A 24219-nucleotide genomic window follows, 5' to 3' on the forward strand; every position below is an offset into this window, starting at 1 on the left:
AAAGTGCTTTCAACGAGGGGCTTTCTCCAGGTTGCGAGCCGCGCATGCGCAGCTTCGACCTGAGGAAGCACTTCTTGTCGAAGGCGACCCGGACACCCCATCGCCAGGACACTGGAACCTTGCAATTCAACTTTAAAGGGAGCAACTCATGAAAACAACTTTTCTCAGTACCGATAGCTTTCGCTATCTGATCGACGCGCAACCGGTTGCCGCGTTGCCGGGGCATTGCCACATCCGCATCTCCAGCCAGTACCTGAACGCTCGCAAGCCCGATGAAGAACAGACCCAGTTCAGCGTCACGCTGGACAGCGCGGATCTCCAGGCGCTGATTGGCGCGCTACAACGGGCTGCCGGCGACATGGCTGGAGCCGTTATCAAAAGCGCAGATGGCGATCGGCCGTGATCAGGATTTGAAAGGAAAGAGCTATGGTGGTCACGACACGCAAGCTGGACAGAGCCAACGGGGAGACGGTGTTCGGGGGCGGCAGAGGGGTCATCTTCCTCGGCAGGCGCTCGAACGTCTCGCCCGAGACGTCGACGCAAAAACCCGCAAGTGGGTCGAGCACTACGCCGCCAACCCAACCGTTCGACATCGCGCAGATGACGCTGGACGCGGCCAACAAGCAGAGCGAAGCTACGGACAAGCCCGGCGAGACCGAAGGGGCGGCCTGAACGAAGCTGATGGGGCCGTTCAGGACAGTCTGGCGACGCTTGGTGAGGTCGTCGCTGACGCGCGCGATATGACTAACCAATACCACCTCGACCGACGAACTGAACCGGCAGTCGAAGTCGCAAGATTGAAGGAGCATAGGGATGAAATGGCATCAACACCTGACCGCCTTGGGTCTCGCCATGGCAGGCTGGCTTGTTTTCTTCATGCTGCTACCAGCTTTCGTTGTGGAGGGCTGGCGCGAACCGTTGCAGCTGGCTGCGCTCATGATGATGTTCGGTTACCCGCCGATCGTCTATGGCGTGGCCTGGCTGTTTTACAAGGCCGGCCGGCACGACAAGGTAGTCAGCCCGCGAAGGTGAGTTTCCACCTGAAATTTGCTAACTTTGGCCAATTTCCCAGCGGGAAAAATCGCAAACGACAACCGCTGCCTGCAGGCGACCACGCGCGAACGGTCCAGGCACCACGGGCTGCTTTCCGCGTAACGGCAGCAGCCCACCAAAGCACATATATCAGCTAGTACAAGGGATCAATAAATTGAAAATATTTAACGCAGCTTCGAATATGGTGGTTAAAACGATCATGCTCGCGACGATGGGCTGTTTTGTTGCAGTGCCAGTCTTGGCGGGAAGCTCGCCTGCGACTCCGGATCAGCTGTCGCAATACTTGGCGCCATATATTGACGAAGTTAATAAAGTCCTCCCCCGAATGCGGGGTGAGGGTTTGCGACAAGAGAAGTTGTTTGTCAGGCCGGGAGGTGTGCTCGTAATGAATTACACGGTGCTCTATCCGGTGAGTCGGGAGTTGCTAGCGCAGATCAACTCTCAAGGACGTCTGGAGGCGATCCAGTCGCTTTGCGGAGGTGCGAGAACGCGATCCCTACTTGAGGCGGGAGCTACCGTTCGATACAGCATGCTGAACTCGGCGGGCAATCAACTGACGTCTATAGATGTGAATCGTGGGCATTGTCGCTAAGGCATGCCCGATCAGCAAAGGCAAACTACAAAAGGGAGTTCAGATGAGAGTTCTAGGTTACGTGCTGTTGGCTTTGAGTGGCGCTGCTATGTTGTTGGCAATTTCCGTTTTGGAGAAGACCGTCGCGCCATCTATCGGGAGCTTATTGGGCGCATTTGCGATTCCAGGGCTTTTGGGCTGGTGGGGGATCAAGCTCTTGAAGTTTGTGCCAGACGGCGTAGTTGCAGATGATCGGCCGACCCCGGAGACTCACGTCCGTTGTCCTGAATGCCGGGAACTTGTGCGTGCTGACGCCCGGCTCTGCAAGCATTGCAACACGAAGCTGATTCCTGATGGGGCGCAGCTGTAACGTGTTCTGCGTTAGTGGTTAGGCGCGCATGCGTCAAGCAGAGCATGACGCGCATACAACGAGGGCGCGCCGCCTAGCGAGCGGTGTGCCTATTTACTGCGCTGTTCGGCTGAGGCGCAATGCTCAGCCCAGCGCTGCATCAGCTTGCGCCGTTTGTCGAACACGTCGCTCCGCAGGTAGGCCGCCTCGACCTTGTCGCCAACCTTGTGCGCCATGGCACGCTCCGTCACCTCGGGCGAGAAATTGGTGTTCTCCGCGGCCCAGTCCCGGAAGGTGGACCGGAATCCGTGGGGGACGCCTTCCGCGCCCATATCTCGCATGACTTTGTTCATCGCCATGTCCGACAGAGGGGCGCTCTTTCTTGGCGACGGGAACAGCAAGTCCGTGCCGGCGACCTTGGGCAGACTTTTCAGCAGACGAACGGCGTCGCCGGACAAGGGCACCCGATGGCTCACGCCGGTCTTCATGCGCTGCTTGGAGCCACCCTCGACATCCTCCCCAGGAATCACCCAGGTCTTGCCGACCTCATCGATCTCGCTCCAGCTTGCATGCCTGACGTTGTGCGACCGGACATTGGTCAGGATCAGAAACTCCAGCGCCCGTGCACCGATCCCCTCCTGCTTGCGCAGGCGCACCATGAACTTCGGGGTCTCACCGATAGGCAGCGCCTTGAAGTGCTCCACCTTCTTCACACGGCTGGGCGCTGCCAGAAGTGTGCTGAGATTGCCCTTCCAGCGTGCCGGGTTCAGCCCCTCCATCAGCCCTTTGGTAATGGCCGAGTCCAGAACGGACTCGACCCTGCCGCGAAGCCGGGTCGCCGTTTCTGTCTTGGTTTGCCAGATCGGCTCCAGGATCTGCATGACATGGGCCAGCTTGACGTCCCGCACCCACATGTCGCCCACGACCGGATAGGCGTAGGACTGCAGGGTGCTCTGCCACTGGGCTTCGTGCTTGGCGTTTTTCCAGGCCGCCTTGTGCGCTTCGATATAGGCCTCCGCACAGGCCCTGAACGTCACGTCCTTGGCGCGGCTGGCTGCCAGTGCCTTCCTGGCAGCCTTTGAGTGGTCGATAGGATCCACCCCGCCCTTGATTTGCTGGCGCGCCGCGCGAGCGGCGTCACGCGCAGCGGCGAGCGAGACATCCGGAAAGCCGCCGAGCCCCATCTTGCGGCGCATCCCACCCACCGTCGCGCGCAGAACCCAACTCTTGCTCCCCGACGGGGCGATCTGCAGACCCAGCCCAGCGACACCGCCCACGGCATGGAACCCAGGTTTGTTCAGCCTCTTGAGTCCAAGCGCCCCGAGCTCTTCTGCTTTTATCGGCATTGCATCCTTTATGTACCAAATTTTGTACCAAAAAATTTGAGACCGGATGATACAGCACGAAATCAATAATCATCAAGAAATTCAATTTTCAGAGGAGAATATTAGAAATCAGAGTTCGCATGAGGCTTCTAGATGACTGTTTTTGGAGGACACCCTCTCCGCCAAGAACAAGCCCCGCATTGCGGGGCTTTGTTTTTGGCGCAGCGGGCGGGTGAGAACCTACGTGGTTCGCCCTGAAACAGTCCGGGGGACTGTTTCAGGACGCGCGTAGCGCGGGGGCGTAGCCCCGAGGAATTCGCGTCAGACGAATTTCGAGCAGCCCCCCCTCTCCGCCCCACCCTGGTGCCCGCACCGCCAGCAGGGATTCCCGCCTTCCCCCAGAATGGCCGCATGAACCTTCTGCGCCACCCGCTCCTTCTGCTCGCCACCACCCTGGCCGCGGCCCTGCTGCCCATGACGTCTTCCGCGCAAAGCGCAAGCGGCGCCAGTTGCCCCGCCCTGCTGCAACACCAGTTCCCCCGCCTGCAGGACGACGCCCCGCAAAACCTCTGCCAGTACGCGGGCAAGGTCGTGCTGGTGGTGAACACGGCCAGCTACTGCGGTTTCACGAAACAGTACGAAGGGCTGGAGGCGCTGTACGCGAAGTACGAGAAGCGTGGCCTGGTCGTCCTGGGCTTTCCGTCCAACGACTTCGGCCAGCAGGAACCGGGTGATGCCAAGCAGATTGCCGACCTCTGCTTCAACACCTACGGCGTCAAGTTCCCCATGTTCGACAAGACCGGCGTCGTGGGCCCCAAGCGCAATGCCCTCTATAGCCAGCTCTACCAGGCCACCAAGGCCGTACCGCAATGGAACTTCCACAAGTACCTGGTCGCGCGTGATGGCAAGGCCGTGAGCAGCTTTGCCAGCTCGGTCGAACCAGGCAGCAAGGCGCTGGTGGCGGCCATCGAAGCGGCGCTGCAGCAGCGCCCCTGAGCATCGGAGACAGCGGCATGGACCCCGAGCGCTTTGCCCTGCAGCTGCGCGAGCAAGGTTTCGAGCAGGTCACCACCGTCACGCGCGCGCCCAACGGCTTCCTCGACACCCACACCCATCCCTTCGAGGCCAAGGCCTTGATCCTCAGCGGCGAGATCACGCTCGTCTGCCAGGGACTGGAGCAGCGGTACCGGCCCGGTGAGGTGTTTCACCTCGCCATGGCCGAACCGCACACCGAGCGTTACGGCCCGCAGGGCGTGAGCTACCTGGTCGGACGCAGGTAACTCAGCCCCGCTGCGGCAGCGCCGCAGCCGACACACGCACGCCCGGCGCCGTGCCCGCATAGGCCTGCTGCACCACCCCAGCCACCATGTCGGCCGTCACGGCCGACAGTGTCCAGCCCAGGTGCCCGTGGCCCGTGTTGTAGAACACATTGGCGGCATGGCCGCGGCCCACGCGCGGCATCATGTCCGGCATCATGGGACGCAGACCGGCCCAGGGCACCACCTGCCGGGTGCTCACGCCGGGGAAACATTGCTGCACCCAGTCAATGAGCGGGCGAATCCGGTCAGCCCGGATGTCCTTGTTGTAGCCGTTGAATTCGGCCGTGCCGGCCACGCGGAAGCGGTCCAGGCCCAGGCGGCTGGTGACCAGCTTGGTCTCGTCGTCCAGCAGGCTGACCATGGGCGCCGCCGCCTGGCTCTGCGCGTCGGGCAGGTTGACCGTGATGGAGTAGCCCTTGACCGGATAGACGTTGACGCGGTCGCCCAGCTGCGCCGCAAAGCTGCGGCTGAGCACGCCGGCGCAGACCACCACACCGTCGAAGCGATGCGTCTGCGGCAGGCCATCCACGCTGGCGGTGACGCAGGCGCTGCGCCCGTCGCTGCTGAGTTGCTGCACGTCCTGCCCATAAAGCGTGCGCACGCCCAGCCGCTCGGCCGCGGCAGCCAGGCCCACGGTGAACTTGTGGATGTCGCCGGTGGCGTCGCTCTCGGTGTAATAACCGCCGTAGTAGCTGCCGGCCAGGGTGGGCTCGATGGCGCGCATTTCCTCGGGCGTCACGGCACGCCGGGGCAGGCCGCCGGCGGCCAGCAGCCTGGAGACCTCGCCCGCGTGGTCAAAACCTTTTCTGTCGCGGTAGATGTGCAGGATACCGCGCTGCTTCAGGTCGAAGTCCACACCCTCGGCCTCGGCCCAGGCAAACAGGTGCTCGCGCGCCGCCACGGCCAGTTGCGCGGTGGCGATGGTGTTCTTGCGGTAGTTCGGGATGCTGGCAATGAACTCGGCAAACCAGCTCAGCTTGTGCCAGCTGGGTTTGGGGTTGACCAGCAGCGGCGCATCGCTTTTGAGCATCCACTTGAGGCCCTTGAGGATGGTGGACGGGTGGTTCCAGACCTCGGCGTTGGAGGCAGACAGCTGCCCCCCGTTGGCGAACGATGTTTCCATCGCCGCGTAACGGTGCTTCTCGAACAGGGTGACGGCAAAACCGCGTTTGGCCAGGGCGTAGGCAGTGGTGACGCCGGTAATACCGGCGCCAATGATGGCGATCGACTTCATGAGATCAGGCTCCAAACGTCATGGGGGTGGGGTGCGCGACACACCATGTGCCATGCACGCCCCCTCTGTTTGGTACCTGAGAGATTCACGCCGCCGTGTCGGCTGCGCTTGCTCCTGCGGTGTGCCGGACGACGAATCCCGGCAGCTCTTCAGAGTTCAAATCACCTGATCGGTCCTTTTGCCTGAGAGTTTCCGGGGCGGTTGCTCCTTCGGCGCTGCCAGTTGCGGCAGTCTCTCCCGATCGGGTCTGGCCACGTAGGGCCTGGCTGCATTCTAGCGCGATCGGCGCCGCACCGGAACGACGCTCAGCATCTCAGGCCATCCAGTCCTGCGAGACGATGCTGTCGCGCCCCATGCGCTTGGCCTGCTCCAGCGCTGCCACGCACAGGTCCACCAGCGCCTCGGGGCCGGCCTCGACGGCAGGTGTGACCGCGGCCACGCCGATGCTGACGGTGACGATGCCGCCCTCGCCGCCGCTGTGCGGCATGGCCAGGGTGTTGATGAGCATGCGCACACGCGCCGCCACCACGCGCGCACCCACTTCGTGCACGGCCGGCAGCAGGATGGCGAACTCGTCGTCGTCATAACGCGCCACCACGTCGGCCGGGCGGAACACCGCGCGGCCCAGGGCAGCCGCAATCTTCTTCAGGCGGTCGGGCCCCAGGGTCGCGACGTGCGAGTCGACGTAGGCACGGAAATGATCGATGTCGATGAGCAAAAGGGACAGCGGCGTCTGCTCGCGCCGGGCGCGGCCCCATTCCACCGCCAGCCGCTCGTCGAAACCGGCCCGGCTCATCACACCGGTCAGCTCATCCGGGCTGCCGGCGGCAGGCTGCGCCGCGTCCCGCTGCTTCTGATCGCTGGGCTTGGCGGGCATGGGCTGACCGGGAGGCCGGGCTCAACGGGGCTGTTGCAGCTGCCTGAGATCGGCCACGATCTCGGCGGAATGCTTGGCCGTGTCCACCGAGCGGTAGGCCTTGGCCAAACGCCCCTGTGGGTCGATCACGAAGGTGTAGCGCCGGGCGTATTTGAAGACCACCCAGTCCGACAGCGTGCCGTAGCGCGCGGCGACCTCGCCCTTCTCGTCGGCCAGCAGGGGGAAAGGCAGCTTGTATTTCTGCGCAAAGGCCGCGTGCGAGGCACTGCTGTCCACGCTGATGCCCACCACCTCGGCACCCAGGGCCTGCAGCTGCAGCCAGTCGTCGCGGAAGGTGCAAGCCTCTTCGGTGCACCCGGGCGTGTCGTTCTTGGGATAGAAATAGAGCACCAGCCACTTGCCGCGCCAGTCGGCCAGGCGGCGCGTCTTGCCCTGCTGGTCGGGCAACGCAAAGTCCGGGGCGGGCTGGCCTGCCTCCGGTACCGCGGCCTGCGCCAGAGCGGCCGGCAGCACCACGCTGGCGGGCAGCAGGCACAGGGCGCGGCGCAGGCGCGAGGTCACGGCCGCAGCTCCTTGAGGCCGCCCATATAGGGCTGCAGGGCAGCGGGGATCTCAACGCTACCGTCGGCGCGCTGGTAGTTCTCCAACACAGCCACCAGGGTGCGGCCCACGGCGAGGCCGGAGCCGTTCAGGGTGTGCAGCAGTTCGTTCTTGCCCTGGGCGTTCTTGAAACGCGCCTGCAGACGGCGGGCCTGGAAGGCCTCGCAGTTGGAGACCGAGCTGATCTCGCGGTAGGTGTTCTGCGCGGGCAGCCAGACTTCCAGGTCGTAGGTCTTGGCGGCACCGAAGCCCATGTCGCCGGTGCACAGGCTCATCACGCGGTAGGGCAGGCCCAGCTTCTGGAGGATGGCCTCGGCGTGGCCCGTCATCTCTTCCAGCGCCGCGTAGCTTTTCTCGGGGTGCACGATCTGCACCATCTCGACCTTGTCGAACTGGTGCTGGCGGATCATGCCACGCGTGTCGCGGCCATAAGAGCCCGCCTCGGAACGGAAACAGGGGGTGTGGGCGGTGAGCTTGAGGGGCAGATCGGCCTCGGCCACGATCTCGTCGCGCACGAAGTTGGTCAGCGTGACCTCGCTGGTCGGAATCAGGTAGAGCGCCACGTCCTCGGCCGCGCCTTCCTGCCCACCCTTCTTGGCCGCGAACAGGTCCTCTTCGAACTTGGGCAGCTGGCCGGTGCCTCGCAGCGTGTCGGCGTTGACGATGTAGGGTGTGTAGCACTCGGTATAGCCGTGCTCCTGGGTCTGCACGTCCAGCATGAACTGGGCCAACGCACGGTGCAGGCGGGCGATGCCGCCCTTCATCACCGTGAAGCGCGAACCGGTGAGCTTGGTCCCGGTGTCGAAATCCAGGCCGAGCGGTTCGCCCACGTCCACGTGGTCCTTGACCGCGAAATCGAATTTCTTCGGCGTGCCCCAGGTCCGGGCCACCACATTGCCGTGTTCATCGCTGCCTACCGGGACGCTTTCGTGCGGCAGGTTGGGCACAGCCAGCAGCAGGGCCGCCATCTCGCCCTGCAGTTGCTCCAGGCGTGCCGCCGAACTGTCGAGTTCGCCCTTGAGCGCATTGACCTCGGCCTTGGCCGCTTCGGCCTCGTCCTTTTTACCCTGGCCCATGAGCGCACCGATCTGCTTGCTCAGGGTGTTGCGCTTGTTCTGCAGTTCTTCGGTACGGGTCTGCAGGGTCTTGCGTTCGGCTTCCAGGGTACGGAAGGCGTCGGCGTCCAGGAAGGGCTGTGGGTTCTTGCGCGTCTGCAGGCGCGCCAGCACGCCGTCCAGGTCTTTGCGGAGCAGGGTGAGGTCTAGCATTTGGGTATTGTAGTTTTCGTTTTCCTGGCTCTGGTTTTCTTCGCTTTTCCTTGGTCTTTTCTCTGCTTTTCTCTGCTTTTTCGCTGCGCGGGCTTTTGTAGTCCCCCCCTATCCCCCCCGCCCCTTCCCACCCCCGCCGGGGCGGGAAGGGGAGCCTGGATTTTGTTTCTGGACTCCGGCGACGCTTCTACGGGGTTTAGGTCGCGGTCTGGGTTTGGGCACCTGCATTTTCTGGAGGCGGTCGCAGTAAACGGCACTGGGCTGGTTCGGCTCCAGCTGGCAGCTGCGCGCCAGCGACGAGACGAGACGAGGACTTTCGGACTCGAGAGCGGTAGGTCGGAACGACCATCGCCGTTGGCAGGCAACTTCCGCGCCATTCACTACGACCGGCACCCCGAAGTCTCCGCTCGAAGCGACGGTGGCGACGGTTCGTTCCATAGAAGCCTGGCCGGAGTCCAAAACTCAAATCTGGCTCCCCCTTCCCGCCCCGGCGGGGGTGGGAAGGGGGCTGGGGGGATAGGGGGGGAAGAAGAAACGAAGAAACGGAAGAAGAATAGGAAGAGAGGAAAGTCAAACTTCCTGCTTCAACCCCTTAGGCAAAGGAAACTTGATCGTCTCCTCAATCCCATCCATCTTCCTCACCGCCACAGCCCCCAAGGCCCTGATGCGTTCGATCACCTGCTGCACCAGGATTTCCGGGGCCGAGGCGCCGGCGGTCAGGCCCACACGGGCCCGGCCCTCGAACCACTCGGGTTTCAACTCGTCGGCGCTGTCCACCATATAGGCATCGGTGCCCAGCTTCTTGGCCACTTCGCGCAGGCGATTGCTGTTGGAGCTCGTGGGGCTGCCCACCACGATGACCACGTCCACCTGCGGGCTCAGCAGCTTGACAGCGTCCTGGCGGTTCTGCGTGGCGTAGCAGATGTCCTGCTGCTTGGGTTCGCGCACCTGGGGAAAGCGGGCCTTCACCGCCGCCATGATGCTGGCCGCGTCGTCCACGGAGAGCGTGGTCTGTGTCACCACGGCCAGTTTGGCCGTCTGGGCCGGCTGCACGCAGGCCACATCGGCCTCGTCCTCCACCAGATGGATGCCGGAATCGAGCTGGCCCACGGTGCCTTCCACCTCGGGGTGGCCCTTGTGGCCGATCATGATGAACTCGTAGCCTTCCTTGTGCAGCTTGGCCACTTCCACGTGCACCTTGGTCACCAGTGGGCAGGTAGCGTCGAAGATCTGGAAACCGCGGGCTTCGGCCTCGCGCTGCACGGCCTTGCTCACGCCGTGGGCCGAGAACACCAGCGTGGCGCCGGGCGGAACATCGGACAGCTCCTCGATGAAGATCGCACCCTTGGCCTTGAGGTCGTTGACCACATAGGTGTTGTGCACGATCTCGTGGCGCACATAGATCGGGCGGCCGAACTTGGTCAGCGCCCGCTCCACGATCTCGATGGCGCGGTCCACGCCGGCACAAAACCCGCGCGGTTCGGCCAAAAGAATTTCTGCCTGCGAACCCATGGTCATAACACCCCGATCAGTTGCACTTCAAAGGTCACCGGCTGGCCAGCCAGCGGGTGGTTGAAGTCGAACAATACAGCCTCCTCCCCGAGCTGGCGCACCACGCCGCCGAACTGCCCCTTGCGGTCGGGCGTGGGGAACTGCACCACATCGCCCACCGCGTACTGTTCGTTGGGGTCGCCCAGCTCGCGCAATTCCTTGCGCGAGAGCCATTGCTGCATGTCGGGGTTGCGCTCGCCGTAGGCCCCCGCAGGCAGCTCCAGCGTGGTGTGCGCCCCCTCCGCCAGGCCGATCAGCGCGCCTTCGACGGCCGGGGCCAGTTCGCCCGTGCCGATGGTCAGCGTGGCCGGCTTGCCGCCGAAGGTGTTGACGAGGTCGCCGGCCGGCCCGGACAGGCGGTAATGCAGCGTGAGGAAGGAGCCGGGCTGGACCCGGGCAGGGGTGGTGGTCATGGAAGTCCCGATAAACTGGGCTCCATTGTAAAAAGACCTGCAATTGACCCCCGTCATGCCGCTCAAAGACCTTCCCCCCGACGCGCGACCGCGCGAAAAGCTGCTCGCCCGCGGCCCCGGGGCGCTGTCCGATGCCGAACTGCTGGCCTTGCTGCTGCGCACCGGCCTGGCCGGCAAGGGCGTGCTGCAGCTGGCGCAGGAGTTGTTGGACGGCTTCGGTGGTTTGGCCGGCCTGCTGCACGCCACGGCCGACGACCTGAAACGCATCAAGGGCCTGGGCCCGGCCAAACGCGCCGAACTGGTGGCCGTGCTGGAACTGGCCCGCCGCGCCCTGGCCGAACAGCTGCGCGAGCGCGCCGCGCTGGACACGCCCCAGGCCGTCAAGGACTACCTGCAGCTGCAGCTGGCCAGCAAGAAACACGAATGTTTTGCCGTGCTCTTCCTGGACAACCAGCACAAGCTGCTGGCGCTGGAGGAGCTGTTTCGCGGCACCCTGGCGCAGACCAGCGTCTACCCGCGCGAAGTGGTGTTGCGCGCCCTGCACCACCACGCCGCCGCCGTGGTGCTGGCGCACAACCATCCCAGCGGCACGGTGCAGCCTTCGCGTGCCGACGAGGCCCTGACCCAGGCCCTCAAGGCCGCCCTGGCCCTGGTGGACGTGCGCGTGCTGGACCACGTCATCGTGGCGCCGGGCCTGGCGCTGTCCATGGCCGAGAAAGGCCTGATCTGATGGTCACCGTGAAATCGCTCGCGGACCTGAAACAGGTCAAGAAGGCCATCGAAGCCCAGGCCAGGGCAGAGGCTGAGCGCAAGGTCGAGGCGGCAAAACAAGCCCGCCAGGCCACGGCCGACAAGGACCTTTTCCTGCAAGCCGCCGGCAAGGTCCAGCCCCTGGCCCAACCGGCCAAGGCCCAGCTCAAGAGCGCCAAACCCCAGCCGCGGCCCCTGCAACACCAGCTCGATGAACAGGCCGCGCTGCAGGAAACCCTGAGCGACGAATTCGACATCAGCACCCTGCTGGAGACCGACGAACACCTGAGCTATCGCCGTCCCGGCATCGGCCCCGACGTCACGCGCAAGCTGCGCCGCGGCGAGTGGTCCATCCAGCGCCAGCTCGACCTGCACGGCCTGCGCACCGAAGACGCCCGCGAAACCCTGGGCCAGTTCATCCGCGAAGCGCACCAGCAGGGCCTGCGCTGCGTGCGGGTGGTCCACGGCAAGGGCCTGGGCTCACCGGGCAAGACCCCGGTGCTCAAGGGCCGCGTGCAGAGCTGGCTGGCGCAGAAGAAGGAAGTGCTGGCCTTTGTGCAGGCGCGGCCGGCTGAGGGGGGTGCGGGGGCGCTCGTGGTGTTGCTGCAGCCGGTAGGTTGACTACAACCCCTCGTCTGGGGGATATCGTTCGAGTTGGTAACTACCTAGAATTGGCCGCCATACATGGCCATAAGGAGGAACGACAAATGGCGACTACGAAACGCATATTCATCCCGAATCAAATCTTCGTTGGACTACCTTGGAAGAATGTTCGACCAAAGTACGACCGCATCATTCAAGGACTCGAAAAGAAGTATCCGCTGTATTTCACTATCGTTGGCCGCAACGATGGGCAAGATGCAAAAGATCTGTTTGAGATCATCAAACAACGCATCAAGTCGTCAAGCTACGCAATCTTCGACGCGACAGGGGGAAATGCAAACGTCTCGCTTGAGTACGGCTTCGCAGAGGGAATCGGCGTGCCCAAGTCCATCTTTCTTAGCGCACATAAAGCCGCTCAGAATGGATCAACGACTTCACCAATCATCTCTGACCTTCATGGTCAGCGACGTGTGCAGTACAAAACCGAGCAAACGTTGTCATCAGAGCTTCATCGCTTATGTCGTGAGCACGATTTCACCAAACGCTTTGAAAAGGCTCTCGTTAAAGTCCTTGCGGGAAAGGCTGCGGGCGCCAAGAAGAGCGGTCGCACATTAGCCCTCAAAGTAATTCGTGGCTTAGATGGAAAAGATGAGATTCGGCGCGCTGAATTAGTCCAGCATCTTCAGGCTCAAGGCTACATAGAAATTGAAATTGAGTGGATACTCAAGAAATTTCAGACAGTAGGAATCGTTAAATGTACCGTTGGTAGAAGCGCCGTTGTCTACGTGGCCTAACTAACTTTTACCCCGGCGTATTTCTCATCCAGTCCGCCGTCCCGAAGAAGGACTCGCGCAACTTGCCGCGCAGTTCTTCATCCACCCCCACCTCCCCCATGGCCTGGTCCATGCAGGCCAGCCACTGGTCGCGCTCGACCAGGCCGATCTTGAAGGGCATGTGGCGCGCGCGCAGGCGCGGATGGCCGTAGCGTTCGATGTAGTGGTTGGGGCCGCCAAGCCAGCCGGTCAGAAACCAGGCCAGTTTCTGCCGCGCATCCGTCAACTCTCTGCCATGCGCGGCGCGCAGTTCCTTGTAGCCTGGCTCCAGGTCCATGAGGTCGTAGAAGCGTTCGACCAGGGCATGGACCTTGGCCTCGCCGCCGATCCATTCAAAAGCGGTAGCGGGTTTGGTGTTCTCTTCGGAAGTCATGACCGGATTATCCCAGCCGGACGAAAACGGTCAGCAGCTATCAAATATATAGCTTTCAGGTTGCTGCTTGGCGCAGCGTCTGCACCACCGGGCGACGCAGCACGCTGCGCAGGCCCCACCAGCCCGCCAGCCAGGCCAGCAGCGCGCCGCTGACGGCCCCCACGGGCAGCAGCCACCAGGTCACGGTCCACTCGAAATTGAACGCATAACGCGCCAGGGCCCAGCCCACCACGGCCGAGACCACGGCGGCCAGGGCGCCGGCCAACGCGCCTACACCCGCCAGTTCGGCGCGCTGCACCTGGCGCAGCAGGCCGCTGCCCGCACCGACCGCGCGCATGATCGCGTATTCACGCGCGCGCTCCTCGCGCGTGGCAGTGACGGCGGCGAACAGCACCACCAGGCCCGCGGCCAGCGTGAAGCCGAAGAGGAACTCCACCGCGCGGCTGACCTGCTCCAGCACACGCTGCACCTGAGCCAGGGTGGCGCTGAGGTCCACCACGGTGATGTTGGGGAAGTGGCGCACCAGGGCGCTGTCAAAACCCGCCCCCGCCCCCGTCTTGTCCGGTGCGCGCAGCGCGGCCAGGTAGGTGACCGGCAGGTCGGGCATCTGGCTCACCGGGTACAGCGCGAAAAAGTTGGCGCGCATGGAACCCCAGTCCACCTTGCGCAGCGAGGTGATGGTGCTGTCCTTCTGCAGGCCGGCGATGTCGAAGCGCAGCTTGTCGCCCAGCTTGAGGTTCAGGGTTTTGGCGATGCCCTCTTCCATGCTGATGCCCGTCGCGTCCTCGGCCGTCCAGCGGCCGGCGACGATGGGGTTGTGGCCCGGCGGCTGCGCGCTGTGCGAGAGGTTGAACTCGCGCTCCACCAGGCGCTGGGCCCGGTCGTCCTCGTAGTCCTGCGCCTGCACGGGGCGGTCGTTGATGGCCACCAGGCGGCCACGGATCATGGGGTACCAGTCGTAGCCGCTCACCCCGGCCTCGCGCAGCTGGCGCTGGAAGGCCTCGCCCTGGTCGGGCTGGATGTTGATGATGAAACGGTTGGGCGCATCGGCCGGCGTGGCCTGGCGCCAGCTGCGGATCAGGTCGGTGCGCAGCAGCACCAGCAGCAAGAGCGCCAGCAGGCCCACGGCCAGGCTGCTGACCTGCAGCACCGCGTAGATGGGCCGCGCCGAGAGCTGGCGCGTGGCCAGCACCAGCCAGCGCGGCGCGGTGTTCTCGCGCACCACCCGCCGCAGCAGCAGCACCGCACCCCAGCTGGCCAGCGCAAAGAGCGCCACCGCGCCGGCAAAACCACCCACGGTGATCAGCCCCAGCTTCAGGTCGCTGCTGGCGGCCAGCAGCAGCACGGCAAAACCGAGTACGCCCAGGGCCAGCACCCCCACCGACATGGGGCGCAGATTGCCCACGTCGCGCCGGATCACGCGCAGCGCGGGCACCTGGGCCAGCTGCAGCACCGGCGGCAGCCCGAAAGCCAGCATGAGCGTGAGGCCCATGCCCAGGCCGAAGAACACCGGCCACAGGCCGGGCGCGGGCAGCGCCGTGTCCACCAGGCCGGCCAGCAGCAGCACAAAGACATGGTGCACCGCCCATCCCAGGGCCACGCCCAGCACACCACCCGCCAGGCCCACCAGCAGGAACTCCAGCGCATGGCTGCGCGCGATGGTGGCTTGCGACAGGCCCAGCACACGCAGCATGGCGCAGTCGTCCAGATGGCTGTGCGCGAAGGAGCGCGCCGCCAGGCCCACGGCCACCGCGCTCAGCAGCGCCGCCAGCAGGGCCACGAGGTTGAGGAATTTCTCGGCCCGCTCCAACGTCTGCGCCATCTCGGGCCGCCCACCCTGCAAGGCCTCGATGCGCACACCGCGCAGCTGCTCGCGTTCGACCACCGCGTTGGCCTGCTTGACGAAGGCGTTGACCACCCTGTCCTCACCCGCCACGGCCAACCGGTAACTCACGCGGCTGGCCGGCTGGATCAGCTGCGTGGCCGCCAGGTCGGCTTGGTGGATCAGGGCACGCGGCGCGAAGTTGATGAAACCGGCACCACGGTCGGGCTCCACGCCGATCAGGCGCGTGATGCGCAGTGCCGATTCACCGAGCAGCAGCCGGTCGCCCAGCTTGAGCCCCAGCGCGTCGAGCAGGGCCGGATCGGCCCAGACCTCGCCCGGCGCCGGGATGTCGCGCGTGGCAAGCGCTGGCGCGTCCACGGACGTGCTCACCGTCAGTTGACCGCGCAGGGGGTACCCCGCCTCCACCGCCTTGAGCGCCACCAGCCGCGTGGCGCCGCCCTGGTCCTCACGCGCACGCGCCATGGTCGGAAAGCTCAGGGACGCAGAGACCTGCAAGCCACTGGACCGGGCCAGCGCCAGCAGGGCCGCCGGCGTGGGGTTGTCACTGACGATGACCGCATCACCCCCCAGCAACTGCCGCGCATCGCGCTGCATGCCGCCCTTGAGCCGGTCGGCAAAAAAGCCCACGGCCGTGAGGGCTGCTACCGCCAGGGTGACCGCCAGGATCAGCAGGCGCAGCTGGCCCGCACGCAGGTCACGCCAGAGGGTTTTCCAGGCGAGTTGCCAGAAGGTGATGTTCATGGGGGTGAGCTTAGGGGATTTCTGTGTCTCTGTGCGCGTGCAGGGTTTTCGTCTTGGCTGCTGCCTTGGTACGCCAACAAGCCGGGTCTCGCCCCGGCGGGCGAGTCACCTTTCTTTGCTTCGCCAAAGCAAGGTAACCGAAAGAAAGGCGAGCCGGGTGCGTCGTCCCTGCGCTTCGCTCCGGGCACACTGCGTTGCTCGGCCCGGGCGGGGTGCGCGCAAACTCGGCTAACGCCTCAAACATGCGCGCCCCTTGATCCGCCCGCTCCTGCGCTACTCGCCTCCGCACACGGCGGTGGGGACCGGATACCGGAACACATCCACCCTGCGCTATAGTGACCCGAATTCTTCAAATAAAACAAGCACTTAGCTTGCAGCAAGGGAGGCGTCGGAATGAACATCCGTCCATGTCATTCCACAGTGTCGCGGCCAACATCAAGTTGGACATTGCCCTCGCGCAGTTGACCTGAACGGAATCACTATGAACGCACAACCCCTTGAAGAAGACCATCAGCTTCTAACTTCGTGGCTTGCCGTTATAGGGGCGCTGACGATGTTTTGGTCGCCCGTGGAGAGGAGCATCGATCAATGCGTTCATTTGATCCATGCGCAAACCCAGTCAAAGAAGGCAAAGCCCATTAGGCTTGCTTCCAAACTGAGCTTCATCGGGAGCAACTTGCCGACCGGAATCGTTGATGCGAAAGAACTCGAAAACTTGACGGCGCTGACAAAAACTACCGTAAAGATTCGAGATGTATGTGTTCACGGTGTACTCAATTCTTACGACCAACATCAAATCGAAATCGGCAAGATTGACGGCAGAGAGGAAGATCATCGCATTGAGAATTTCACCATTGACCGCAATCGCCTTGAACGATCAGCAAAAGCCCTAATCGCCATACAAGAGCAATGGGGTTCAATTGCTTCGGCTCTGCTTGAACAAAAAATCAAAGCCTAACATGGCGCTCAACCCCGCTCCTTTCAGTCGCTGGACGCTGCGCGAAAAGCCGCGTAGCTTCAACGTTATGCCCTGTTCTACTGAGGATTTCCCATGCTCAACGCGTTGCGCCAACTTTTCTCTGACAACAAAGATTCGCAGCCTCAAAAGACACTACCCGCAGCTCCACAAGAAAAGCCTATAGCCGAATATTTATCGGAAGATCTGGATAAGTCGACGTACTTTAAGGCCGAGTGCAAACAAACCGTTTTGAATCATTTGCTGCACGTCCGTAGCATCACAAAAACCAGCAACAGCTTGACCGTTGAAGAGAAAAAATCCCTTGGACTCAACACAAGATTGGCCATCACAAGAGAGCTCATCGAAGTGTTGTCTGCCGAAGGGCGCCGCCTTGATAACCCCAAGGCGGCGCTAGAAGAAATCTACTACCGCGCAACAATCACCAAGAGCAGAATTGACAACTTTGAGAAAGCACGGAAGCTTGGAATAAAGAGGTTCACCCTCATGACAGCCGGAGATGGCAGTGAGTGCTCTTGGTGCGAAGAGAATTCAAATCGAGAGTTCGGCGCGGATATCCTATCTCTCATGAAAACACACTGCACGTGCTCACCATATAGCAAATGCGTTATCAATTCTGTGGTCGATATTTAGCATATCAATGCTATCTAGAGGGACAGGCCACAGCAATCATTCCAACTCTTCGCACAATACAAGGGCACGCGACAGCGTGCCCTTGTCATCTCTGCATTCGGTTTCCGGGTTCCCCCACCCTTGTGTATGTGCCGAGAAGCGCAGCGGCAGGCGGATCAAGAGCCGCGCATGTTTGAGCGCAGCGAGTTTGCGCGGCTCCCGCCTGACGCGAGCATCGCAGGGTGCCCCGGCGCAGCCGGGGTCACAGACACCAGGGTCGCCTTTCTTTCGGTTACCTTGCTTTGGCGAAGCAAAGAAAGGTGACTCGCCCGCCGGGGCGAGACCCGGCTTGCCACGCAAGAGAAGCGTTAGTTCAAAGAGAGGTCTTCGACAGGCTCAGGCCGAACGGGAAAAAGAATCTAAGCCGCAGCCCGCAACTTAGGCCCCGCCAGTTCAGGCTGCAACACCAAGCGCTGCGCCGCCGTATAGCAATAAAAATGCTTGCCAGTAGCCCGCCCAATCGCACACAAGCCCACCCGCTCCGCCACCGCATGCCCCATCTGCGTGATCCCGCTACGCGACACAACGATAGGCACTCCCATCTGCGCCGACTTGATCACCATCTCGCTGGTCAGCCGCCCCGTGGTGTAGAAGACCTTGTCATCCCCCTGCATGGAAGACGCATCCTGCAGCCACATCCAGCCCGCAATGGTGTCGATGGCGTTGTGCCGCCCCACGTCCTCCACGAAGAGCAGCATCTCCTCGCCGCGGAACAGGGCGCAGCCATGCACCGAGCCGGCGGACTTGTAGGTGCTCTCCTGCAGGCGGATGGCGTTAACGATGCCGTAGAGCTGGGCCTGGGTGAGGCGCGCGTCGGGCAGCTGGATCTGGTCCACCTCGTCCATCATGTCGCCGAAGACGCTGCCCTGGCCGCAGCCGGTGGTGACCACGCGCTTGGCGGTGCGCTCCTCCACATTGGCGATGCCTTCGCGGGTCTTGACGGCGGCGGCACCCACGTCCCAGTCGACGGTGATGGACTCGATCTCGTCCACCGAACGCACCAGGCGCTGGTTACGCAGGAAGCCCAGCACCAGCAGTTCCGGGTGGCCGCCCAAGGTCATGAGCGTGACGAGTTCGCGCTTATCGACGTAGACGGTGAGCGCCCGCTCTGCGGGGATGAACAGGGGCGTGGCCTCACCGTGCTCGTTGAGGGCCGTGACTTCGCGCGTGAGCGGCGCCTGGGCTCGGGTGAGATGGGGCAGGGGCATGGATGGCAGCGTACAACAAAACGGGCCGGGCTTTGCAGCCCGGCCCGTTAGACCGCAAGGTTCGCGGGGATCAGGATTTCTTGGCTTTTGCAGCTGCCGGCGCAGGCGCTGCTGCAGCGGGTGCCGCTGCCGTGGCAGGCTTGTAGACAAAGGGGCCAGGGTCGGCACACGGTGCGGTGGCCACGGGCTTGGCGTCCTTGCCGGCCTTACCCGACTTGCGGTATTGGGCAGCGACCTTGTCCTGGGACTTGCACAGCTTGTAGCCGTCGACCTTGCCGGTGTGGGCGGTCTTGGCGGCCGCCTCGGCGGCCTTGGCCTTGGCTTCGTCGTTCGGAGCGGGCAGCTTGGCCAGGGCGGAGACGCTGAGGGCGCAAGCAGCGATGAATACGGCGATGGATTTCATGTGGGCCTCTCTTGTTGTAGGGTCAGGCTTTGAGGGGAGCACCGGGAGCGGCCGGCTGGGTGCGCTGCGCGGGGATCTTGCCGGCCTTGATGTCGTCGTACCAGAGCTCGTGGTGTTCCTTGGCCCAGGTCTCGTCAACATAACCGGTCTTCATGGCGCTGTAGGCGCCAGCCATGCCGAGCGTGCCCATGTAGATGTGACCGATGAACATGGCCATCATCAGCACGGTGGCCACGCCGTGGACCATGTGCGCAATCTGCATGCTGCCGCGCTCGTAGATCATGCCCGGGACCAGCTTGTCCAGGAACAGGCCCGAGGCCACGACGATCAGTCCCAGGACGAACACGCCGCCCCAGAACAGCACCTTCTCACCGGCGTTGAAACGGTGCGAGGCAACCTCGTGCCCGGACAGCAGGCCACCGCCCTTGACCAGCCAGGTGATGTCTTCCTTGCGCGGCAGGTTGTCCTTGACGAAGGTGCCGATGACGACCACCAGCGAGACGGCAAACACCGGGCCGGCGAAGTTGTGCAGGTTCTTCAGCACATAAGTCAGCCAGCCGAACAGCGTGCCCCCGATGACCGGGTGCAGGAAGTACTTGCCGAAGGCCATGACGATGCCGGAGATCGCCAGGATGGAGAAGGCGATGGCGTTGGCCCAGTGCGCCGAGCGCTCGAAGGCGGTGAAGCGCTCGATCTTGCGACCGGTTTCGGCACCGTGCAGCTGCAGCGTGCCCTTGCGCCAGTAGAAGATGCCCACCGCGCCCAGCGCGATCAGGATCAGCGCGCCGCCGTAGGGAATGATCCACTTGTTGCGCACCTGGCGCCAGGCTTCGCCGGCGTTGGTGAGCATGGAGCCCGGGTACTGCACGAAGGGCTGGATCAGGTTGCCGGCTTCGGGGGCCTGGTCCTTGGGCAGACTGCTGTAACCCGTCACGCCGCCGCCAACCTGGCGCCACACGGGCGCGTTGTTGCCCGGCTGCACCTGGGTGCGCTCGGCATTGGTCTGCGTCGCGTAACCCGGCTCCTCGCTGGCATCGGGTTTCACTTCGAAGATGTTCTGTCCCTTGATGCCACCGGCGGGGGCCGGTGCCGTCTTCGCAGGCGGAACATCAAGCTTCAGTTTGTCCTGCTGGGCATGGACCGTTGCGGCCCAGCCCAGGGCCATGAGCATGGCCACTGCAAGCGCTTTTTTCATGAGGCGTCCGATCTTCAGTTGACCCGGTTGTACTCGTTCTGGCCGTATTGGCCGCGCGCCTTGAGCTTGGACTCCCAGCTGGCCTTGTCGCCGGACTTCCAGCCCGGTTCGACATAGGCCTTGCCGGTGCCGGTGTAAGCACCTGCATCCTGCTTGGCTCCACCGTTGGTCTGGGGGGACTCGCCGCAAGCGGCCAGCAGGAACGCAGCGGAAACGATGATCAGTGCTGTTTTCATGACTTGGCTCCTGCGGGTGCCGGCTGGCCGGCCTGGCGTGAGCCGTAGGCGGTGCCCCAGCCCCAGACTTCGGCGCCCTTGCCACGTTGCAGCACGCGGGTGCGGAAGATGTCGGCCACCATGTCGCCGTCACCGGCGAGCAGGGCCTTGGTCGAGCACATTTCGGCACAGGCCGGCAGCTTGCCTTCGGCCAGGCGGTTGCGCCCGTATTTCTCGAACTCGGACTGGCTGCCGTTGGCCTCGGGGCCGCCAGCGCAGAAGGTGCACTTGTCCATCTTGCCGCGCACACCGAAGGTACCCTGCGAAGGGAACTGCGGTGCGCCGAAGGGGCAGGCGTAGGAGCAGTAGCCGCAGCCGATGCAGATGTCCTTGTCGTGCAGCACCACACCCTCGTCGGTGCGGTAAAAGCAGTTGACCGGGCAGACCGCCATGCAGGGTGCGTCGCTGCAGTGCATGCAGGCCACCGAGATGGATTTCTCGCCGGGCACGCCGTCGTTGAGGGTGACCACGCGGCGGCGGTTCACACCCCAGGGGACTTCGTGTTCGTTCTTGCAGGCGGTGACGCAGCCGTTGCACTCGATGCAGCGCTCGGCGTCACAAACAAATTTCATTCGTGCCATGACGTTACTCCTCAGGCTTTCTCGATGTTGCAGATCGTGGTCTTGGTTTCCTGCATCATGGTCACGCTGTCGTAACCATATGTCGTTGCCGTGTTGACCGCTTCGCCGCGCACGATGGGCGCCGCACCCTTGGGGTAGTAGGCCAGCATGTCGGCACCTTGCCAACGACCGGAGAAGTGGAAGGGCATCCAGACCGTGTCGGGGGCGACACGCTCGGTCACCAGGGCCTGCACGTTCAGCTTGGCGCCGGTCGGGCTGTGCAGCCAGACGCGCTCGCCGTTGCGGATGCCGCGCTCGGCCGCCGTCTTCGGGTTGATTTCCACGAAGGACTCCTGCTGCAGTTCGGCCAGCCAGGGGTTGGAACGGGTCTCCTCGCCGCCGCCCTCGTACTCGACCAGGCGGCCGGAGGACATGATGAGCGGGAACTTCTCATGCAGCTTGTCGGCCACGTTCTTCTGCTGCACGCTCTTGTACAGCGTGGGCAGGCGCCAGAAGGCCTTCTTGTCGTCGTGGGTCGGGTACTTGGCCATGAGCTCGGGCTTGGTACCGTAGAGCGGCTCGCGGTGCTGCGGCACCGGATCCGGGAAGTTCCAGACCACGGCGCGCGCCTTGGCGTTGCCGAAGGGGTGGCAACCGTGGTTCTGCATGAACACGCGGATCATGCCGCCCGAGGAGTCGGTCTTCCAGTTCTTGCCTTCGGCCGCCTTGGCTTCGGCTTCGGTGAGTTCGCCCCACCAGCCGAGCTTCTTGAGCAGCACGTGGTCGAGTTCCGGATAACCGGTGGTGATGTCGGCGCCCTTGGAGTGGGAGCCGTCCTCGGCCAGCAGGTTCTTGCCTTCGCGCTCGACGCCGAAGTTGGCTCGGAAGTTGCCGCCGCCGTCCATGACGTGCTTGCTGGTGTCGTACAGATTGGGCGAACCCGGGTGCTTGAGTTCGGGCGTGCCGAAGCAGGGCCAGGGCAGGCCGAAGTAGTCACCCGACATGTCGTAGCCGGTTTCCTTGTCCACCACCTTGCCCTTGCACTTGAGCGTCTTCACGTCGAAGGCGTTCATGTTGCGCATGTGGGCCTTCAGGCGCTCCGGGCTCTGGCCGGTGTAGCCGATGGTCCAGACGCCGCGGTTGATCTCGCGCAGGATGTCCTCGGGCATGGGCTCGTCCATGCCCTTGACCTTCTGCATCTTGTAGTTCTTGGACAGTTCCTTGGCGAAGCCGAGCTTCTCGGCCAGCTGGTGCATGATCATGTGGTCGGTGCGGCTCTCCCACAGCGGCTCGATGACCTTCTCGCGCCACTGGATGGAGCGGTTGGAAGCAGTGGCCGAACCACTGGTCTCGAACTGGGTGGCCGCCGGCAGCAGGTACACCGCACGGTTGGGGTTGAGGTCTTCCGGCTTGCCGGGCATGGCGGCCATGGCGGCCGTGGCCGAGGGGTAGGGGTCCACCACCACCAGCAGGTCCAGCTTGTCCATGGCACGCTTCATCTCCAGACCGCGGGTCTGGGAGTTGGGTGCATGGCCCCAGTAGAAAACGCCGCGCAGGTTGGAGTCCTGGTCGATCAGCTCGTTCTTCTCGAGCACGCCGTCGATCCAGCGCGACACGGTGATGCCGGGTTTGGTCATCATGCCCGGCGAGGCGAACTGCTTCTTGATCCACTCGAAGTCCACGCCCCAGACGTTGGCAAAGTGCTTCCAGGAACCCTCGACGATGCCGTAGTAACCCGGCAGCGAATCCGGGTTGGGGCCGACGTCGGTCGCACCCTGCACGTTGTCGTGGCCGCGGAAGATGTTGGTGCCGCCGCCGGACTTGCCGACGTTGCCCAGGGCCAGCTGCAGGATGCAGGAGGCACGCACCATGGCGTTGCCGATGGTGTGCTGGGTCTGGCCCATGCACCAGACGATGGTGCCGGGGCGGCTCTCATGCAGCATCTTGGCAACCTTGGCCACCTGGGCCTCGGGCACGCCGCAGGCCTCTTCCACAGCCGCCGGGGTCCACTTGGCCAGCACGTCCTTCTTGACGTCTTCCATGCCGTAGACGCGGTCGTTGATGTACTTCTTGTCTTCCCAGCCGTTCTTGAAGATGTGGTACAGCACGCCGAACAGGAAGGGGATGTCCGAGCCGGAGCGGATGCGGACGAACTCGTCGGCCTTGGCCGCGGTACGGGTGAAGCGCGGATCGACCACGATCATCTTGCAGCCGGTTTCCTTGGCGTGCAGCATGTGCAGCAGGCTGACCGGGTGGGCTTCGGCGGCGTTGGAGCCGATGTACAGGGCGACCTTGCTGTTCTGCATGTCGTTGTACGAATTGGTCATGGCGCCGTAGCCCCAGGTGTTCGCTACGCCGGCCACCGTGGTGGAGTGGCAGATACGCGCCTGGTGGTCACAGTTGTTGGTACCCCAGAAGCTGACGAACTTGCGCATCAGGTAGGCCTGCTCGTTGCTGTGCTTGGACGAGCCGACGAAGTAGACGCTGTCCGGGCCGCTGGCCTTGCGCAGCTCCATCATGCGGGCGGTGATCTCGTTGAGGGCGGTATCCCAGCTGATGCGCTCGTACTTGCCGTTCACGAGCTTCATCGGGTAACGCAGGCGGTACTCGCCGTGGCCGTGCTCGCGGATCGAGGCGCCCTTGGCGCAGTGCGCGCCCAGGTTGATGGGCGAGTCGAACACCGGCTCCTGGCGCGTCCACACGCCGTTTTCCACCACGGCATCAATGGCACAGCCCACCGAGCAGTGCGTGCAGACCGTGCGCTTGACTTCGATCTTGCCGTCGCCGACGGCGACGCTGCTGGCGGCGTTGGCCTTCTTCACCAGCGTGAGCTGCGAAGCGGCCAGGCCGACGCCCAGACCCAGGCCCGAGCGGCGCAGGAAGGCGCGACGGTCCATGGTGGGCAGGGCTTGCGACAGGCCGCGGCGCAGGCTGTGCACAAAGGGCGAACGAGCCGTGGTCTCGGTCGCCGGGGATTTCTTGGTGAGCAACATGTCTCTCTCCAGCTTTGATTAGAGGCGGGTGGTCTGGTAGTAGTGCTTGACGTGTTCGGACAGGTGGTAGCCGCCGCCCTTGGCAGGAGCCACCTTGGGTTCTGGGGCAGCCTGCTCGACCGGCTTGGCAGCCGGCATCAGGCTGGCCACGGCGGCCACGGCACCGGCGGTGCCCGCACCGGCAAAGAGGGTGCGTCGTGACAATTTCCCTTGGGATTGGCTCATGCTGGG

Annotated in this window: 26 protein-coding genes and 2 riboswitches; of the genes, 10 read left to right on the top strand and 16 right to left on the bottom strand. The window is 63.6% G+C overall.

Annotated features, from left to right (window positions below; genetic code table 11):
- The first annotated feature begins 148 nt into the window (after positions 1–148).
- The 3 genes from AC1RRP_RS13410 to AC1RRP_RS13420 all read left to right on the top strand — a co-directional run bounded on the left by AC1RRP_RS13410 (position 149) and on the right by AC1RRP_RS13420 (position 1032).
- Positions 149–403 (top strand): hypothetical protein, encoded by a 255-nt coding sequence (locus AC1RRP_RS13410; RefSeq protein ID WP_493036910.1) that lies wholly within the window; start codon positions 149–151, stop codon positions 401–403.
- A 23-nt stretch (positions 404–426) separates the two neighbouring features.
- Positions 427–672 (top strand): hypothetical protein, encoded by a 246-nt coding sequence (locus AC1RRP_RS13415; protein WP_493036912.1) that lies wholly within the window; start codon positions 427–429, stop codon positions 670–672.
- A gap of 141 nt (positions 673–813) precedes the next feature.
- On the top strand, positions 814–1032 hold the full coding sequence (locus AC1RRP_RS13420; protein WP_493036914.1) for a hypothetical protein: 219 nt from the start codon (positions 814–816) through the stop codon (positions 1030–1032).
- 1051 nt (positions 1033–2083) lie between these two features.
- Here AC1RRP_RS13420 and AC1RRP_RS13425 read toward each other — a convergent pair.
- A complete protein-coding gene (locus AC1RRP_RS13425) occupies positions 2084–3319 on the bottom strand; it encodes a tyrosine-type recombinase/integrase (RefSeq protein ID WP_493036916.1) in 1236 nt (411 codons plus the stop codon).
- Positions 3320–3709: 390 nt separating this feature from the next.
- Between AC1RRP_RS13425 and AC1RRP_RS13430 the strand changes: the two genes are divergently transcribed.
- Positions 3710–4294: a glutathione peroxidase gene (locus AC1RRP_RS13430; protein ID WP_493036918.1), complete on the top strand. Its 585-nt coding sequence runs from the start codon at positions 3710–3712 to the stop codon at positions 4292–4294.
- Between the two features lie 17 nt (positions 4295–4311).
- A complete protein-coding gene (locus AC1RRP_RS13435; protein WP_493036920.1) occupies positions 4312–4578 on the top strand; it encodes a cupin domain-containing protein in 267 nt (88 codons plus the stop codon).
- A gap of 1 nt (position 4579) precedes the next feature.
- On the opposite strand, the gene AC1RRP_RS13440 is transcribed toward AC1RRP_RS13435, so the two are convergent.
- The 6 genes from AC1RRP_RS13440 to AC1RRP_RS13465 form a co-directional block, all read right to left on the bottom strand.
- Positions 4580–5851, bottom strand: a complete 1272-nt coding sequence (locus AC1RRP_RS13440; RefSeq protein ID WP_493036922.1) for a D-amino acid dehydrogenase — start codon at positions 5849–5851, stop codon at positions 4580–4582.
- 55 nt (positions 5852–5906) lie between these two features.
- Positions 5907–6011, bottom strand: a riboswitch (glycine riboswitch).
- A riboswitch (glycine riboswitch) is annotated at positions 6012–6101 on the bottom strand. It abuts the riboswitch before it with no gap.
- Between the two features lie 63 nt (positions 6102–6164).
- Positions 6165–6728, bottom strand: a complete 564-nt coding sequence (locus tag AC1RRP_RS13445; protein WP_493036924.1) for a GGDEF domain-containing protein — start codon at positions 6726–6728, stop codon at positions 6165–6167.
- Positions 6729–6749: 21 nt separating this feature from the next.
- Positions 6750–7289: a peroxiredoxin gene (locus tag AC1RRP_RS13450; RefSeq protein ID WP_493036926.1), complete on the bottom strand. Its 540-nt coding sequence runs from the start codon at positions 7287–7289 to the stop codon at positions 6750–6752.
- Positions 7286–8596, bottom strand: a complete 1311-nt coding sequence (gene serS, locus AC1RRP_RS13455) for a serine--tRNA ligase (RefSeq protein WP_493036928.1) — start codon at positions 8594–8596, stop codon at positions 7286–7288. The genes AC1RRP_RS13450 and serS overlap by 4 nt, the downstream gene beginning before the upstream one ends.
- 570 nt (positions 8597–9166) lie before the next feature.
- Entirely contained in the window at positions 9167–10108 is a 942-nt protein-coding gene (gene ispH / locus AC1RRP_RS13460; protein ID WP_493036930.1) for a 4-hydroxy-3-methylbut-2-enyl diphosphate reductase, read from the bottom strand.
- A gap of 2 nt (positions 10109–10110) precedes the next feature.
- Positions 10111–10560: an FKBP-type peptidyl-prolyl cis-trans isomerase gene (locus tag AC1RRP_RS13465; RefSeq protein ID WP_493036932.1), complete on the bottom strand. Its 450-nt coding sequence runs from the start codon at positions 10558–10560 to the stop codon at positions 10111–10113.
- A 55-nt stretch (positions 10561–10615) separates the two neighbouring features.
- Here AC1RRP_RS13465 and radC point away from each other — a divergent pair, with 55 nt between their 5' ends.
- From radC to AC1RRP_RS13480, 3 genes are all read left to right on the top strand, one after another.
- Complete coding sequence (gene radC / locus AC1RRP_RS13470; RefSeq protein ID WP_493036934.1) at positions 10616–11290, top strand: RadC family protein; 675 nt, start codon at positions 10616–10618, stop codon at positions 11288–11290.
- Positions 11290–11931 carry a Smr/MutS family protein gene (locus AC1RRP_RS13475; RefSeq protein ID WP_493036936.1) on the top strand — a complete coding sequence of 214 codons (642 nt, stop codon included), beginning with the start codon at positions 11290–11292 and terminating at the stop codon, positions 11929–11931. Before radC ends, AC1RRP_RS13475 begins: the two co-directional genes overlap by 1 nt.
- Before the next feature lie 86 nt (positions 11932–12017).
- Positions 12018–12707 carry a hypothetical protein gene (locus AC1RRP_RS13480; RefSeq protein WP_493036938.1) on the top strand — a complete coding sequence of 230 codons (690 nt, stop codon included), beginning with the start codon at positions 12018–12020 and terminating at the stop codon, positions 12705–12707.
- A gap of 7 nt (positions 12708–12714) precedes the next feature.
- Here the strand turns inward: AC1RRP_RS13480 and AC1RRP_RS13485 are convergent, their stop codons facing one another.
- Both AC1RRP_RS13485 and AC1RRP_RS13490 read right to left on the bottom strand, forming a co-directional pair.
- Positions 12715–13119 (bottom strand): group II truncated hemoglobin, encoded by a 405-nt coding sequence (locus AC1RRP_RS13485; protein ID WP_493036940.1) that lies wholly within the window; start codon positions 13117–13119, stop codon positions 12715–12717.
- 55 nt (positions 13120–13174) lie between these two features.
- Complete coding sequence (locus tag AC1RRP_RS13490; RefSeq protein ID WP_493036942.1) at positions 13175–15706, bottom strand: ABC transporter permease; 2532 nt, start codon at positions 15704–15706, stop codon at positions 13175–13177.
- A 481-nt stretch (positions 15707–16187) separates the two neighbouring features.
- Here AC1RRP_RS13490 and AC1RRP_RS13495 point away from each other — a divergent pair, with 481 nt between their 5' ends.
- Together AC1RRP_RS13495 and AC1RRP_RS13500 are read left to right on the top strand one after the other, a co-directional pair.
- Positions 16188–16664 (top strand): hypothetical protein, encoded by a 477-nt coding sequence (locus AC1RRP_RS13495; protein WP_493036944.1) that lies wholly within the window; start codon positions 16188–16190, stop codon positions 16662–16664.
- A 93-nt stretch (positions 16665–16757) separates the two neighbouring features.
- Complete coding sequence (locus AC1RRP_RS13500; protein ID WP_493036946.1) at positions 16758–17315, top strand: hypothetical protein; 558 nt, start codon at positions 16758–16760, stop codon at positions 17313–17315.
- Between the two features lie 398 nt (positions 17316–17713).
- Here the strand turns inward: AC1RRP_RS13500 and AC1RRP_RS13505 are convergent, their stop codons facing one another.
- From AC1RRP_RS13505 to AC1RRP_RS13535, 7 genes are all read right to left on the bottom strand, one after another.
- Positions 17714–18562, bottom strand: a complete 849-nt coding sequence (locus AC1RRP_RS13505; protein ID WP_493036948.1) for a formate dehydrogenase accessory sulfurtransferase FdhD — start codon at positions 18560–18562, stop codon at positions 17714–17716.
- Between the two features lie 70 nt (positions 18563–18632).
- On the bottom strand, positions 18633–18965 hold the full coding sequence (locus AC1RRP_RS13510) for a hypothetical protein (RefSeq protein WP_493036950.1): 333 nt from the start codon (positions 18963–18965) through the stop codon (positions 18633–18635).
- Between the two features lie 22 nt (positions 18966–18987).
- Positions 18988–20160 carry a formate dehydrogenase subunit gamma gene (locus AC1RRP_RS13515; RefSeq protein ID WP_493036952.1) on the bottom strand — a complete coding sequence of 391 codons (1173 nt, stop codon included), beginning with the start codon at positions 20158–20160 and terminating at the stop codon, positions 18988–18990.
- 14 nt (positions 20161–20174) lie between these two features.
- Positions 20175–20396, bottom strand: coding sequence for a hypothetical protein (locus tag AC1RRP_RS13520; RefSeq protein WP_493036954.1), 222 nt, complete (start codon positions 20394–20396; stop codon positions 20175–20177).
- The gene (gene fdh3B / locus AC1RRP_RS13525) at positions 20393–21016 is read right to left on the bottom strand and encodes a formate dehydrogenase FDH3 subunit beta (protein WP_493036956.1); all 624 of its coding nucleotides are present in this window, start codon (positions 21014–21016) and stop codon (positions 20393–20395) included. Before fdh3B ends, AC1RRP_RS13520 begins: the two co-directional genes overlap by 4 nt.
- An 11-nt stretch (positions 21017–21027) precedes the next feature.
- A complete protein-coding gene (locus AC1RRP_RS13530) occupies positions 21028–23988 on the bottom strand; it encodes a formate dehydrogenase subunit alpha (RefSeq protein WP_493036958.1) in 2961 nt (986 codons plus the stop codon).
- Between the two features lie 18 nt (positions 23989–24006).
- Positions 24007–24213 carry a formate dehydrogenase gene (locus AC1RRP_RS13535; RefSeq protein ID WP_493036960.1) on the bottom strand — a complete coding sequence of 69 codons (207 nt, stop codon included), beginning with the start codon at positions 24211–24213 and terminating at the stop codon, positions 24007–24009.
- Positions 24214–24219: the final 6 nt, after the last annotated feature.

Source organism: Hylemonella sp. GW821-FHT12C09 (assembly GCF_058807395.1).